Origin of the sequence: Sodalis sp. RH16, from assembly GCF_047324245.1 — a bacterium.
GTDB classification, from domain to species: Bacteria; Pseudomonadota; Gammaproteobacteria; order Enterobacterales; family Enterobacteriaceae; genus Acerihabitans; species Acerihabitans ligni.
The window spans coordinates 1,691,981-1,707,118 of sequence record NZ_CP178737.1; the positions used below are offsets into that span (position 1 = coordinate 1,691,981).

General features: G+C 48.7%; 8 protein-coding genes, 1 tRNA gene and 3 rRNA genes. 4 read left to right on the forward strand and 8 right to left on the reverse strand.

All coding sequences use genetic code 11. The features are described from left to right. Positions 1 to 490: 490 nt before the first annotated feature. The 3 genes from dsbA to ACL2XJ_RS07680 all read right to left on the reverse strand — a co-directional run bounded on the left by dsbA (position 491) and on the right by ACL2XJ_RS07680 (position 2,483). Positions 491 to 1,120, reverse strand: coding sequence for a thiol:disulfide interchange protein DsbA (gene dsbA / locus ACL2XJ_RS07670; RefSeq protein WP_132924157.1), 630 nt, complete (start codon positions 1,118 to 1,120; stop codon positions 491 to 493). Positions 1,121 to 1,140: 20 nt separating this feature from the next. After that, on the reverse strand, positions 1,141 to 2,127 hold the full coding sequence (locus ACL2XJ_RS07675) for a serine/threonine protein kinase (protein ID WP_132924156.1): 987 nt from the start codon (positions 2,125 to 2,127) through the stop codon (positions 1,141 to 1,143). A gap of 86 nt (positions 2,128 to 2,213) precedes the next feature. Further along, complete coding sequence (locus ACL2XJ_RS07680) at positions 2,214 to 2,483, reverse strand: YihD family protein (protein ID WP_132924155.1); 270 nt, start codon at positions 2,481 to 2,483, stop codon at positions 2,214 to 2,216. Between the two features lie 100 nt (positions 2,484 to 2,583). Here ACL2XJ_RS07680 and mobA point away from each other — a divergent pair, with 100 nt between their 5' ends. The 3 genes from mobA (at position 2,584) to ACL2XJ_RS07695 (ending at position 6,251) form a co-directional block, all read left to right on the forward strand. Beyond that, a complete protein-coding gene (mobA, locus tag ACL2XJ_RS07685) occupies positions 2,584 to 3,348 on the forward strand; it encodes a molybdenum cofactor guanylyltransferase MobA (RefSeq protein ID WP_413726142.1) in 765 nt (254 codons plus the stop codon). A gap of 22 nt (positions 3,349 to 3,370) precedes the next feature. Continuing rightward, entirely contained in the window at positions 3,371 to 3,889 is a 519-nt protein-coding gene (gene mobB, locus ACL2XJ_RS07690; protein ID WP_132924145.1) for a molybdopterin-guanine dinucleotide biosynthesis protein MobB, read from the forward strand. 565 nt (positions 3,890 to 4,454) lie between these two features. Further along, positions 4,455 to 6,251 carry an inverse autotransporter beta domain-containing protein gene (locus ACL2XJ_RS07695; RefSeq protein WP_413726143.1) on the forward strand — a complete coding sequence of 599 codons (1,797 nt, stop codon included), beginning with the start codon at positions 4,455 to 4,457 and terminating at the stop codon, positions 6,249 to 6,251. Between the two features lie 516 nt (positions 6,252 to 6,767). Here the strand turns inward: ACL2XJ_RS07695 and rrf are convergent. The 4 genes from rrf to ACL2XJ_RS07715 all read right to left on the reverse strand — a co-directional run bounded on the left by rrf (position 6,768) and on the right by ACL2XJ_RS07715 (position 11,938). Beyond that, positions 6,768 to 6,883: ribosomal RNA gene (gene rrf, locus ACL2XJ_RS07700) — 5S ribosomal RNA — on the reverse strand. Positions 6,884 to 7,008: 125 nt separating this feature from the next. Next, positions 7,009 to 9,920, reverse strand: a 23S ribosomal RNA gene (locus tag ACL2XJ_RS07705). Positions 9,921 to 10,088: 168 nt separating this feature from the next. Then, positions 10,089 to 10,164 (reverse strand) — tRNA-Glu (locus tag ACL2XJ_RS07710). A 231-nt stretch (positions 10,165 to 10,395) separates the two neighbouring features. Beyond that, a 16S ribosomal RNA gene (locus ACL2XJ_RS07715) occupies positions 10,396 to 11,938 on the reverse strand. The 16S, 23S and 5S rRNA genes sit together here with 1 tRNA gene alongside, the layout of an rRNA operon. Before the next feature lie 466 nt (positions 11,939 to 12,404). On the opposite strand from ACL2XJ_RS07715, the gene ACL2XJ_RS07720 reads away from it, so the two are divergent. Then, positions 12,405 to 13,094 (forward strand): FadR/GntR family transcriptional regulator, encoded by a 690-nt coding sequence (locus ACL2XJ_RS07720; protein ID WP_132924143.1) that lies wholly within the window; start codon positions 12,405 to 12,407, stop codon positions 13,092 to 13,094. 82 nt (positions 13,095 to 13,176) lie between these two features. On the opposite strand, the gene kup is transcribed toward ACL2XJ_RS07720, so the two are convergent. Continuing rightward, positions 13,177 to 15,045, reverse strand: a complete 1,869-nt coding sequence (gene kup / locus ACL2XJ_RS07725) for a low affinity potassium transporter Kup (RefSeq protein WP_132924142.1) — start codon at positions 15,043 to 15,045, stop codon at positions 13,177 to 13,179. Positions 15,046 to 15,138: the final 93 nt, after the last annotated feature.

Genomic DNA, 15,138 nt, shown 5'->3' on the forward strand with positions numbered 1-15,138 from the left:
GTAATTCGTTCTTTTTGGTCGAAAGACATAGGGTATAGCATGCCATAGCTGGCCGCCAGTGACGAACGTTAGCGTATCATAAGGCCGATAAAAATACTGAAGTTAGACCCGGATCCACAGGATCATGCTGTGGATAACTTTGTGAGTAAAAAGATTTTTAAAGATTTATATATTCTTTGAAGAGCAATGCTTAAATAAAAAAATCATATATATCATCCAATTAGCACATTGCATTTGCTAATTGCTTATATTACATAGGTATTCCCGGTTTGTGGATATTAACTTAACCTTTCCCATGCCGTTTATTGACCGTTAAACTTAAGCCTGAAAAGAATATACATAAAAATCAATTTTCGACAGGCCGATTCCGGAAATAACTTACTGATGCCAATGGCGGCAATTGTAAACCGCACCACCAACTGAAAGACATCTATTGTCCCTCATCCGAGGTGCGGTTCACATGACCGGCACTAAAACGCAGGAGAGAATGTTATTGTTGCGTCAGCAAAAACTTCACCACATCAGCGAACTGTTTAACATAGATATCCATGGAAGAGGTATCCAGGCCGTCATTTTTGACCATGTATTTTCCATTAACAAATATGGCGGGAACCCCGCGCAATTGCAGATCGGCTGCCGCTTTTTCCTCTTGCACCACTAATGATTTGACTACAAAACTATTTAAAGCAGAATCATATTCCTCGCCGCTTACGCCCGCTTTGATAAAGACATCGCGAATATCGGCCGGTGACTGAACGGTCTGGGTTTTCTGCACGGCTTCAAACATCAGGGGGCTGACTTTATCCTCAACGCCCAGCGCCATGGCCACTGCCCAGGCCTGGGTTAATTCCTTACCCAAAGGTCCAAGAAAATCAACGTGGTACTTGGTCATTTTGGTGCCGGCCGGCAGCGCTTGCCTGACGCTGGCGGAAATATGATAGGTTTGCTCGAATTCATAGCAATGGGGGCAATAAAAAGAGAAAAATTCCAATACTTGCGGTTCGCCGGTTACTGGCTTGTCAAGCTGGACATATTGCTGCCCTTCCGTAAATTGCGCAGCGGATACACTGAATGCAACAGCCATTAGAATACCCATTAACGCAAACCAAATTTTTTTCATATAAATGTTCTCTCTAAAGTTTAATACGAAGGCATAAGCTGTAACGGCGGCTCCCGTAATACCTTTACCTGTTCCGTAAAGATCACGGTTTGCTGCTCCCAAAATCCAGCTTCCACCATCCATGGGAAACTATGGGGGAACGCAGGATCGCCCCATCGCCTGCTGATCCAGGCAAGGTAATAGATCATGCGCATTGCGCGCAACGGCTCCATCAAGGCCAATTCACGCGGATTAAAATCCATGAACTCCTGGTAGGCGTCAAGTAAAAGTGACAATTGGTACTGCTGTTCCATGCGATCGCCATTGAGCAGCATCCAGAGATCCTGAACTGCCGGGCCGTTGCGTGCATCATCCAAATCGACAAACATCGGTCCGTCGCGCCACAGAATATTGCTGGCATGCAAATCGCCGTGCAAACGCAGCGGGAGCCAGTCATCACGCCAATATATCTTCACTTCGGCAATCAAAAGATCCACCGCGCGTAAAAATGCTTCCTTTTGCTTGCCGGCGATGAGGGTGCTCTGCTCCAGCTCGCGCCTGGGTTCGTACAGATACTCTTCCAATGAAATAGTGGGGCGGAAGGAGAAACGTTTTTCACCGTTATGGCGATGAATCCGGCCGATGAAACGGCCCACCCACTCCAGCTGCTCGTCGTTATCCTGCTCGAATTGCCGGCCGCCGACGCTTGGGAAAACGGCAAAACGAAAGCCTTCATGGTTCAACAGCGTCGAGCCGTTGATGCGCATCGGCGGGACCACAGGAATCTCCGCTTCCTCCAGTCCGAGCGACAGTTCGTGCTCCTCCAGGATTTGCTCGTCAGACCAGCGTTCAGGACGATAGAATTTCACCACGTAACGTTTTCTGTCTTCATCCAGAAACTGATAAACGCGGTTTTCATAGCTATTGAGCGCGGTTAGGCCGGAATCAATACGCAAGCCGACACTTTCCAGGGCATCCATAATCAATTCCGGCATCAACGTCTTGAAATTAAATGCTGTTATGTTCATAAAACGTTTTATCTATTTTAAGCCAGTAATAGACCAGACAGGTTGCCGGCAGGAACAACCGGGAGACTCTTTTTAGCAAGCAACATCTACTCTTTGATAATGCCGCGGGCCCGAAGGATGGCGGTTTTGAAGTCTTCTTCGTAATCCTTCTGCAAGCCGGGAATCATCTCGGCCTTATCCGCGTCCCGCATTTTCAGGTGGTAAATCAGCGTATCGTCGGTGATTTCCGCCAGGCCGCCCTGATAACCGGCTTCATCAGCCAGTTTTTGCAAAAATTGCAGCAGATTGAGATCGGATTCTTTTCTCCAAGCGGGATGAAGAAGCTCGATAAGTTCGTCAACGCGATGATATTTCATAATCCAATCCTTCTGATGGTATCGGTCATAATGTAGCAAGATCCGCCGGGGGGGATAAACATCAATGTTAAGTAACCCCGGAAACATTGTATCTTAATATGTGGGCGACCAGCATACAGCATTTGGCAAACAGCGACTCCTTCCTAAAGAGTCGACGCGGCAATGCAGCGCTGATCTCGAATCTGGCTGTGTTAAAGACGTAAACCGCTTACAGGTAAACGCAACTTTTCCAAAAGCTGGTATCTTTAGCAGTAACGGCCAAACAATAAGAAATCTCCGGGAGACAACCATCATCAGCATATCAATAACCGGTGTCATCCTGGCGGGAGGACGTTCGAGCCGCATGGGCGGTGAAGATAAAGGGCTGATATTGCTCAACCAGCGGCCTCTTTACCGGCATGTCCTCGACCATCTGGCCGGGCAGGTGTCTACAGTCATTATCAATGCCAATCGCCATCTCGACCAATACCGGCAAAGCGGCCTGCAGGTAATTACCGACACGCTGCCCGATTTCCAAGGTCCGCTGGCCGGCATGCTCGCAGGCCTGAAAGCCGCCGGCACCTCATGGATAGTGTTCGTCCCCTGCGATGTACCGGTTTTCCCGGCTGATTTAGTTGCGCGTTTATGGGAAGGAAAAGGGAATGCCGATGCCGCTTTCGCCCATTCCGGTGAGCGCGATCATCCGGCTTTCGCGCTCCTTAACCGCTCGCTGATCCCGGCATTGGAAGATTTTCTATCCCGAGGAGAACGTAGGGTGATGTTGTTTTTCATGCAGGTTCACGCCGCAAGGGTTGTTTTTACGGCGCGGCATCCCGCCTTTTCAAACCTGAATACGCCGCGGGATATAGCAGACTGGCGTCAGTAACCGCCCATTGAGGATAAACATCATGGAAAAATCGCATCCGCCGCTATTGGCGATTACCGCATTTAGCGGGACAGGCAAAACAACATTATTGAAACAGCTCATACCCTTGCTCAATCAGGTGGGCGTTCGAGTCGGGCTCATCAAACACACCCATCACAAGGTCGACGTGGATACCCCGGGAAAAGACAGCTATGAATTGCGCAAAGCGGGTGCTCGGCAAACCATGGTGGCCAGTGACGCTCGTTGGGCACTAATGACCGAAAATCAGGATAATGAAATGCCCGCCCTTTCATGGCTGGCGGCACAAATGGACCCGAGGTTAGTGGACCTTATCCTGGTGGAAGGCTTTAAAAATGAGCCGGTGCCCAAAATTGCCCTATTCCGCTCGGATACCGGCAAGGACTGGCGCCCGTTGATTGATGAATACGTCATTGCGGTGGCCGGGGATGTAAAAGTGGATATGACATTGCCGGTGTTGGATATCAACCAGCCGGAAAGCATAGCCGCATTTATCAGCGAATGGTTGGTTGATAACCGATAGGATCTGATGCCATTTAACTATATAACCTTAAAGGTTACGAAGGTCATGCTTCGTTAGACCTTGACTTGTCCTTTTGAAAGATCCTTCACTTCAATTAAGCGTTTACGTTACGCAAATAAGCAGAAATATATTTTTATTATTTGATAGTCTTTCAACATTACCAATATACAAAATTTTTCTGTTTAAAATACCATCTAGACTTGAAAAATTAATGTGATCCAGACATTACTATTATTATTTTTATGAATAGGTTCTTTACCCATCATGCCTTTTTATGCTATTTATTGCCCGCTTTAAAAAATATGAGCGCACTCAATGATATAATTTTATATTTAAATATAATCACTTGGAATGATTTATATGGAGTATATATCGGCTAGAAACCACGAAAATACTTAATCTTTTAATGTGCTCAATTATTTTATAATTGAATTAATTTTCCTTTATCGTGTGAAGGTATTCCTATGATTCTCTTTTGTTAGAGTTATATTGCTATTTATCGTTTTACACCAACACGTAGTACAAAAACTTTCTCAAATCAAAACAAAGAAAATACTGAACAACTATGATCGCTTTCAAATGGTATGTCACTGTCATAAGTATGGCCGCCTTGCTGGTGGGCTGTTTATCTACGGAAAAGAAAAAAAAAATTGATAAAAACTCAATCCCAATGGGTTTAACACAGGATAGAAATCCATCAAATACTCATCAAAACGCATCGAATGCCCATGCCAGAAGAAAAAATCACAAGGAAATAGCGGAAGATAACGAAATAGAGGTAGTTGGCACAAGCCTTCACCAGAAGCAGAATGGCTATTCTTCAGAAGATGTTTCTACTCGTGAATCGGAGGAAAAACAGGGGTCGGCAGTCATTCATCTTCCATTGTTAGCCAAGTCGCTAAAATCTGCCTCCTTTGATTTCCTTTTGCCATTGAATAACGATGACGATAATTTAATCTTCAGCCAAATCGGAGCACGCCGCTACGATGGAAGAAATATTGTCAATTTTGGCGTAGGACAGCGGCACTTCTTCGACAGTTGGATGCTGGGTTATAATACTTTTTACGATAGGCAGATTTCAGGAAACCAGCATCAGCGATTAAGCGTTGGATTGGAGTTATGGAAAGATTACTTGAAATTTTCATCCAATAGTTACCACCGAATATCAGGTTGGAAGCCTTCAGCCTACCTTGACCGAAGTGTTGAACGCGTAGCCAAGGGCTTTGATCTGCGCTTGGAGGCGGCTTTATCAAGCTATCCCCAAATATCAGGTAATCTCAAATATGAACAGTACTTTGGCAGTCAGGTAGCAACGACCAATAGCCATGAACGGTACGATAATCCATCGGCATTTACTGCAGGCATGTCTTATACACCTTTCCCGTTAGTATCCCTTGGATTAGACCATTCTCGTTGGAATAATGGTAAGAACGACAATAAACTGAATTTATCCCTCAACTATAAAATCAACGTTCCGCTATCAAAGCAACTTGATTCTAGAATGATGCCACAGTTCAGGACATTATCGGCACAACGTTTGGATTTGGTCGATAGAAACCATAATATTGTCCTTGAGCATAAGGACAAAAACATTGGCGATGCGATAAAACTCACGCTTCCTGCTGAATTCAAGGGTATTGAAGGCGAAAGAAAACAGGTCTATTTATCCATTACGTCAAAATACGAGATAGATCATGTCAAATGGTTTGCCGAAGATTTTATATCTCGTGGCGGGTCAATTACCACTAATTCCCCTTTAGATTACCAGATACAGTTGCCACAATTTGCTAACCAGGGCATAAACCAATTTGTCATCCAGGCCACCGCTTATGATAAGAAAGGCAACTCCTCAACTCCTAGCCAAATGACAATCTATACTGAGCGCTATACTCCCACTCAACTCGAAACTAATATTCCTCAATCACTAGCGGTACAAGAAAATATTACAAAAGAGGAACAATTAGTGGATCCTATCGATAACCTTAATGAAGAAGAGGATGATGATAATGATTTGAAGTCTGATAAATACGATAATTATTACCCCTCCCCGGATGAGGAAGATGAAGATCATCTATATGACACTGCGTATGAAACAGATTCGGATTCAAATGAGAGTCTTAACAATATTTCACTTTCTGATATTGATGATGATAATCCTTACACAGAAGAATCCACTACTGATACCGATTATGATTCCGGCTGGACTGATAGTGAAAATGAGAATATCGGTTCCAAACCTCTATTATCTTCGTCCTTTACCGAAGAGGATAAAAATAAACTAAACGACATTTTAAAAAATATCTCTGAAGAAGAAAAAAATAACTTAGCTGATAAACTCAGAGAGGTCTTAGAAAACAATTAAAAATCTCAAACCGATTTTAGTAATGGACTACCTCCACAGGTAACTTACGAGCAATAAAAGAAATCAACGGTCATTCATAATGATATTTCGGAAACCAAAGGCCTTACAATGGAGTAAGAAATCAAGAAGCATAGGGGAAAAAGAGGTTGGCCATATTTTCTAAGGTCAGTTTTGATGACAACTCTGACGAATTATGAAATGATGAATAAATCCTTATATTAAGTCTCCATTAATTCGTGCCTTTTTTGTAATCATTGTCTCCCTAAGATGCGGCTTAGACACCCAATGGATTCAAGGACAAAAAAGGCCACGAAGAAATTTTTGATGGAGTGGCATTCTCGCAGTTTATGTCCGCTTGCGCAGGTCTGTTACGGCTGGCGCAGACGGCTCCATTGAACCGGCTCTGCCGGTTGACCCACTTTAGGCTATTACATGAACTGATGGAGTAACGAACCGCCTGGTTTAGCAGGCAGAAAAAAGCCCTCTGTTTTCACAGAGGGCTTCGTTCAATTGGATGCCTGGCAGTTCCCTACTCTCGCATGGGGAGACCCCACACTACCATCGGCGCTACGGCGTTTCACTACTGAGTTCGGCATGGGATCAGGTGGGACCACCGCGCTAGTGCCGCCAGGCAAATTCGCTATCCAACCGTCATCTTTTACTGATGACCATTGGCCTTTATCCGGAACAATCGCTGAAAATTCTCTCATCGCCCTTGCGGACAACGCTCTCACAGCTCAAACACCTTAGGTGTTGTAAGGTTAAGTCTCACGGGTCATTAGTATCGGTTAGCTCAACGCATCGCTGCGCTTACACACCCGACCTATCAACGTCATCGTCTTTAACGTCCCTTCAGGTGGCTTAAAGCCACAGGGAAGACTCATCTCGAGGCAAGTTTCCCGCTTAGATGCTTTCAGCGGTTATCTCTTCCGCACGTAGCTACCGGGCAATGCCATTGGCATGACAACCCGAACACCAGTGGTGCGTCCACTCCGGTCCTCTCGTACTAGGAGCAGCCCCTCTCAATCTTCCAACGCCCACGGCAGATAGGGACCGAACTGTCTCACGACGTTCTAAACCCAGCTCGCGTACCACTTTAAATGGCGAACAGCCATACCCTTGGGACCTACTTCAGCCCCAGGATGTGATGAGCCGACATCGAGGTGCCAAACACCGCCGTCGATATGAACTCTTGGGCGGTATCAGCCTGTTATCCCCGGAGTACCTTTTATCCGTTGAGCGATGGCCCTTCCATTCAGAACCACCGGATCACTAAGACCTGCTTTCGCACCTGCTCGAGCCGTCACTCTCGCAGTCAAGCTAGCTTATGCCTTTGCACTAACCTCACGATGTCCGACCGTGATTAGCTAACCTTCGTGCTCCTCCGTTACTCTTTAGGAGGAGACCGCCCCAGTCAAACTACCCACCAGACACTGTCCTCGACCCGGATTACGGGCCGGAGTTAGAACATCAAACATTAAAGGGTGGTATTTCAAGGTTGGCTCCATAAGGACTGGCGTCCCTACTTCTAAGCCTCCCACCTATCCTACACATCAAGGCTCAATGTTCAGTGTCAAGCTATAGTAAAGGTTCACGGGGTCTTTCCGTCTTGCCGCGGGTACACTGCATCTTCACAGCGAGTTCAATTTCACTGAGTCTCGGGTGGAGACAGCCTGGCCATCATTACGCCATTCGTGCAGGTCGGAACTTACCCGACAAGGAATTTCGCTACCTTAGGACCGTTATAGTTACGGCCGCCGTTTACCGGGGCTTCGATCAAGAGCTTCTCCTTGCGGATAACCCCATCAATTAACCTTCCGGCACCGGGCAGGCGTCACACCGTATACGTCCACTTTCGTGTTTGCACAGTGCTGTGTTTTTAATAAACAGTTGCAGCCAGCTGGTATCTGCGACTGGCTTCGGCTCGGGAAGCAAGTTCCTCCACCTAATGCCAGCGTGCCTTCTCCCGAAGTTACGGCACCATTTTGCCTAGTTCCTTCACCCGAGTTCTCTCAAGCGCCTCGGTATTCTCTACCTGACCACCTGTGTCGGTTTGGGGTACGATTCGATGTGACCTGGTGCTTAGAGGCTTTTCCTGGAAGCGTAGCATCAACCCCTTCACCACCGTAGTGGCTCGTCATCACGCCTCAGTGTTATAAGAGAACGGATTTTCCTGTCCTCTCCACCTGCACGCTTGAACCGGGACAACCGTCGCCCGGCCGGTCTAGCTTTCTCCGTCCCCCCTTCGCAGTCACACCCAGTACAGGAATATTAACCTGTTTCCCATCGACTACGCCTTTCGGCCTCGCCTTAGGGGTCGACTCACCCTGCTCCGATTAACGTTGAACAGGAACCCTTGGTCTTCCGGCGAGCGGGCTTTTCACCCGCTTTATCGTTACTTATGTCAGCATTCGCACTTCTGATACCTCCAGCAACCCTCACAGGCCACCTTCTCAGGCTTACAGAACGCTCCCCTACCCAACAATACCCGAAGGTATCGCTGCCGCGGCTTCGGTGCATGGTTTAGCCCCGTTACATCTTCCGCGCAGGCCGACTCGACCAGTGAGCTATTACGCTTTCTTTAAATGATGGCTGCTTCTAAGCCAACATCCTGGCTGTCTATGCCTTCCCACATCGTTTCCCACTTAACCATGACTTTGGGACCTTAGCCGGCGGTCTGGGTTGTTTCCCTCTTCACGACGGACGTTAGCACCCGCCGTGTGTCTCCCGTGATAACATTCTTCGGTATTCGCAGTTTGCATCGGGTTGGTAATCCGGGGTGGACCCCTAGCCGAAACAGTGCTCTACCCCCGAAGATGAATTCACGAGGCGCTACCTAAATAGCTTTCGGGGAGAACCAGCTATCTCCCGGTTTGATTGGCCTTTCACCCCCAGCCACAAGTCATCCGCTAATTTTTCAACATTAGTCGGTTCGGTCCTCCAGTTAGTGTTACCCAACCTTCAACCTGCCCATGGCTAGATCACCGGGTTTCGGGTCTATACCCTGCAACTACACGCCCAGTTAAGACTCGGTTTCCCTACGGCTCCCCTATTCGGTTAACCTTGCTACAGAATATAAGTCGCTGACCCATTATACAAAAGGTACGCAGTCACCCCGATTTCTCAAGGCTCCCACTGCTTGTACGTACACGGTTTCAGGTTCTGTTTCACTCCCCTCGCCGGGGTTCTTTTCGCCTTTCCCTCACGGTACTGGTTCACTATCGGTCAGTCAGGAGTATTTAGCCTTGGAGGATGGTCCCCCCATCTTCAGACAGGATATCACGTGTCCCGCCCTACTCATCGAACCCACAACCTCTGCACCTTCGGATACGGGGCTATCACCCTCTGTCGCCGGACTTTCCAGACCGTTCTCCTGATGCAAAAGCTGATGGTGGTTCTGGGCTGTTCCCCGTTCGCTCGCCGCTACTGGGGGAATCTCGGTTGATTTCTTTTCCTCGGGGTACTGAGATGTTTCAGTTCCCCCGGTTCGCCTCATTGCGCTATGGATTCACGCAATGATAGTGCAACGAATTGCACTGGGTTTCCCCATTCGGACATCGCCGGCTAATAACGCTTCATATCAGCTTACCGACGCTTTTCGCAGATTAGCACGTCCTTCATCGCCTCTGACTGCCTAGGCATCCACCGTGTACGCTTAGTCACTTAACCTCACAACCCTAAGATGTCTCAGGTTTGCTTGCTTTGAGAGACTCGCATACTGATTTTGCTCAGCATGTTTTTTTCAAATTTTCAGCTTGTTCCGGATTGTTAAAGAGCAGTATTTCGCAGCGCACTCTTTCAAATGCGCTCTGAAATTTATCAGACACGTAGGCTGTTTGGCGTCCCCTAGGGGGTTCGAACCCCTGTTACCGCCGTGAAAGGGCAGTGTCCTAGGCCACTAGACGAAGGGGACACGGAAAATGCTTGCAACGCACCGCGTTGCTTTTCCGTGTAAGGCGAAACTTTCATTAATGAAAGTAAGCGACCTCTTTCTAGTCGAACAACGCATCGCGTTGCTCTCCTATCATCGGACGATGCCTTGCACGTGCGAAGCCGGGCTTCACGTGTAAACCATACGAGCTGTTTGCTCATCACTTCTATCAGACAATCTGTGTGGACACGTCACTTGACGCGTATCTTTCGGTAAGGAGGTGATCCAACCGCAGGTTCCCCTACGGTTACCTTGTTACGACTTCACCCCAGTCATGAATCACAAAGTGGTAAGCGCCCTCCCGAAGGTTAAGCTACCTACTTCTTTTGCAACCCACTCCCATGGTGTGACGGGCGGTGTGTACAAGGCCCGGGAACGTATTCACCGTGGCATTCTGATCCACGATTACTAGCGATTCCGACTTCATGGAGTCGAGTTGCAGACTCCAATCCGGACTACGACGCACTTTGTGAGGTCCGCTTACCCTCGCGAGTTCGCTTCTCTTTGTATGCGCCATTGTAGCACGTGTGTAGCCCTACTCGTAAGGGCCATGATGACTTGACGTCATCCCCACCTTCCTCCGGTTTGTCACCGGCAGTCTCCTTTGAGTTCCCACCATGACGTGCTGGCAACAAAGGATAAGGGTTGCGCTCGTTGCGGGACTTAACCCAACATTTCACAACACGAGCTGACGACAGCCATGCAGCACCTGTCTCAGAGTTCCCGAAGGCACAACCTCATCTCTGAAGTCTTCTCTGGATGTCAAGAGTAGGTAAGGTTCTTCGCGTTGCATCGAATTAAACCACATGCTCCACCGCTTGTGCGGGCCCCCGTCAATTCATTTGAGTTTTAACCTTGCGGCCGTACTCCCCAGGCGGTCGATTTAACGCGTTAGCTCCGAAAGCCACGGCTCAAGGCCACAACCTTCAAATCGACATCGTTTACAGCGTGGACTACCAGGGTATCTAATCCTGTTTGCTCCCCACGCTTTCGTACCTGAGCGTCAGTCTTCGTCCAGGGGGCCGCCTTCGCCACCGGTATTCCTCCAGATCTCTACGCATTTCACCGCTACACCTGGAATTCTACCCCCCTCTACGAGACTCTAGCCTGCCAGTTTCAAATGCAGTTCCCGAGTTAAGCTCGGGGATTTCACATCTGACTTAACAAACCGCCTGCGTACGCTTTACGCCCAGTAATTCCGATTAACGCTCGCACCCTCCGTATTACCGCGGCTGCTGGCACGGAGTTAGCCGGTGCTTCTTCTGCGGGTAACGTCAATGATTGAATCTATTCAATCCAACCCCTTCCTCCCCGCTGAAAGTGCTTTACAACCCGAAGGCCTTCTTCACACACGCGGCATGGCTGCATCAGGCTTGCGCCCATTGTGCAATATTCCCCACTGCTGCCTCCCGTAGGAGTCTGGACCGTGTCTCAGTTCCAGTGTGGCTGGTCATCCTCTCAGACCAGCTAGGGATCGTCGCCTAGGTGAGCCGTTACCCCACCTACTAGCTAATCCCATCTGGGTTCATCCGATGGTGTGAGGCCCTAAGGTCCCCCACTTTGGTCTTGCGACGTTATGCGGTATTAGCTACCGTTTCCAGTAGTTATCCCCCTCCATCGGGCAGATCCCCAGACATTACTCACCCGTCCGCCGCTCGCCGGCAAAGTAGCAAGCTACTTTCCGCTGCCGCTCGACTTGCATGTGTTAGGCCTGCCGCCAGCGTTCAATCTGAGCCATGATCAAACTCTTCAATTAAAAGCTTGATGCTCAAAGATTTCATCTGGTTAATCTTTTGAATTAACTGTTTGTCACTCTTCAAGACTTGTATTGTTGTGTTTCGATACGGTCTTGTGAGTGCCCACACAGATTGTCTGATAAATTGTTAAAGAGCATGGCCGGGGAGGTCTAAATCTCACCTGGCGCGGGTTGCGTATATTACGTTTTCCCGCTGAAGAGTCAAGCTTTTATTTGCTTTAACAAAGCGCTTTTCCCTTCCCGACCCGGTCCGTCGCAGCGGTTAATCCCGGTCAGTGGAGGCGCATTATAGGGACTTATTAACGTCTGACAAGGCTTTATCGGCAAAAAAATACTGATCGGTTTATTTTTCGACAATCAATGTAAAAAATCAGGGATCGCCGCTGCATTTACAACATTTGTCCCGCCATCGAGACGCGCGAAAGTTTACTATGAAGTGAATTAAATCAGTACAGGACAGGCCACGATGCACTTAACAGCGCAACAGCAAGCCGCACAGCGAAACCTTTCCTATCTTCTGGCCGAGAAGCTGGGGCAGCGTATTTTGGCCGGTGAGTATGTAGCTGGGGATATATTGCCCGGAGAAATAGAGCTGGGCGATCTTTTTGGCGTCAGCCGAACTGCGGTGCGGGAAGCGGTGAAAATATTGGCCGCCAAAGGGATGCTTTTACCCAGGCCGCGTATCGGTACCCGGGTATTGCCGCGCCATCAGTGGAATTATCTCGACCAGGAATTGCTGAGTTGGTGGGTGACCCGGGAAAACTTCGACGATGTCATGGCGCACTTTCTGATTATGCGCACCAGCCTTGAACCGCAGGCCTGCGCATTGGCCGCCATCAATGCGGCGGAAGACGAGAAGTATAAACTGGTGCTGCTTATGGAAGAGATGAGCGCGCTGCACAAGCGTTTTGACCGGGAGCGTTGGATAAGCGTCGACGCCCAATTCCACCGGCATATTTACGAAATAAGCGGAAATCCGTTTCTTTCCTCGTTTGCCAATCTGTTCAGTTCCATTTACCAGAACTATTTCCGCGCCATCGTCAGCGATGAAGTCGTTAAGTTAGGTTCCCACCAGGCGATCGTAGACGCCATATTGGCATCCGATTCTCCTGCAGCCTTAGCAGCCTGCCAGCGGTTGCTGGCGGAAAATGACTGATAAGGCCCAGACAGCAGCAGCGGTGAAATAGCGAACCGGTATGATATGGCACTAGCCTATAAGTGACACCGGACTGGGGACATCAGATTTCCACCTGGGTGCCCAGTTCAATTACCCGGTTAGGTGGAATCAGGTATTGATCAGGAGCCCTTAGCGCATTTCGGCTCAGCGCAATAAACAACTTGCCGCGGATAAGCAGATACCACGGCCGTTTACCCAGAATCAGCGATTCATGGGACATAAAAAATGATGTTTCCATCATCCGGCAGGATAAGCCTTCCAGACCGCACCTGTGGAAAATTTCTTCCATATCAGGGGTCTCTTTGAAGCCGTAATTGGCCACAACCCGCCAGAAAGTCGGCGAAAGCTGTTCAATGGTGACGCGCCGGACGTTATGTACAAACGGCGCATCTTCCGTTCTGAGTGTCAACAGTACCACCCGTTCATGCAGTACCTTGTTATGTTTGAGGTTATGCAGTAACGCAAACGGAATGACATTCATGGCGCGGGACATGAACACCGCCGTACCGGACACTCTTACCGGCGGTGATTTTTCCAATGACGCAATCATGGCCTCAAGGGAATTGCCATGCTCATGCAAGCGGCGCAATAGCCGAAAACGTTCGCTTTTCCAGGTTGTCATGACGATAAACATCAGGAAGCCCAGCAGCAACGGCAGCCAGCCGCCGGAAAATATCTTGAGGACATTGGCGGAAAACATCGGGACATCCATCCCCAACAGCACCACCAGCAAAATAATCACCAAAAAACGATTCCAATGCCAGTTTTTCACGGCGACGGTACAGGACAGAATGCTGGTGATAACCATGGTGCCGGTCACGGCAATGCCGTATGCCGCCGCCAGATTGCTTGAGTGCTCGAAACTCAGGATCACCAGCACCACCGCCGTATAAAGCAGCCAATTGATAAAAGGAATATATATCTGGCCGGATTCCATTTCGGAGGTATGGACGATACGCATAGGGGGCAAATATCCCAAACGAACCGCCTGGCGCGTTAAGGAGAAAACGCCGGATATCACCGCCTGGGAAGCAATAACCGTGGCGAGGGTAGCCAGAATCAATAGCGGAATCAACGCCCAGTCAGGTGCCAGCAAAAAGAACGGATTTTTTATCGCAGCGGGGTGCTTCAGCAATAACGCCCCTTGGCCGAAATAATTCAATACCAGCGAAGGTAATACCGCACTGAACCAGGCGAGGCGAATAGGCAGCTTGCCGAAATGTCCCATATCGGCATACAGCGCTTCTACCCCGGTAATGGCCAGCACCACTGCGCCAAGTGCAAAAAAGGATACTGCTTTATATTGGATAAAAAAATCCACCGCCCACTTGGGATTTAATGCATAGAGCACTTCAGGATTGATCCAGATTCCCCTGATGCCGAGAACAGCTAAGGTAAAAAACCACAACACCATGACCGGGGCGAATAATTTACCGATTCCGCCGGTTCCTTTTTTCTGTATGGCGAACAATAAGGTCAGAACCAAAACCGACAATGGAACGATATAGGTATCCAGGGAGGGAGCGGCAATTTGCAGCCCTTCAATGGCCGAAAGCACTGAAATAGCCGGCGTTATTACTACCTCGCCATAGAAGAAGCTGCCGCCGATGAGGCCCATGATAACCAGAACCCAGGTTAAACGGGCAGAAGTGTTCCTGCCGGCCAGCGACATCAGCGTCAATATCCCCCCTTCGCCGGAATTATCCGCTTTCATTACGAAGGTCAGGTATTTAAACGAAACGATGAGTATCAGCAGCCAAAATATCAATGAGAGGAAGCCGAATACCGCTCCCCGCTCAACGCCGAAGCCATAATGACCGGCCAGGCATTCTCTGAGGGTATATAGAGGACTGGTACCGATATCTCCATAAACCACGCCAATTGCGGCTAAGGTGACCGCCGGCAAGGATTGCTTTATCTCTCTGCTCATAACCTCTTCGCGCTGTAGTGTATCCGTAAGCGTTTGGTGGGCTTCGTCCTGAGCTCATCAAAAAGCGCACAGTATGCATGAAACTTGAAGAAT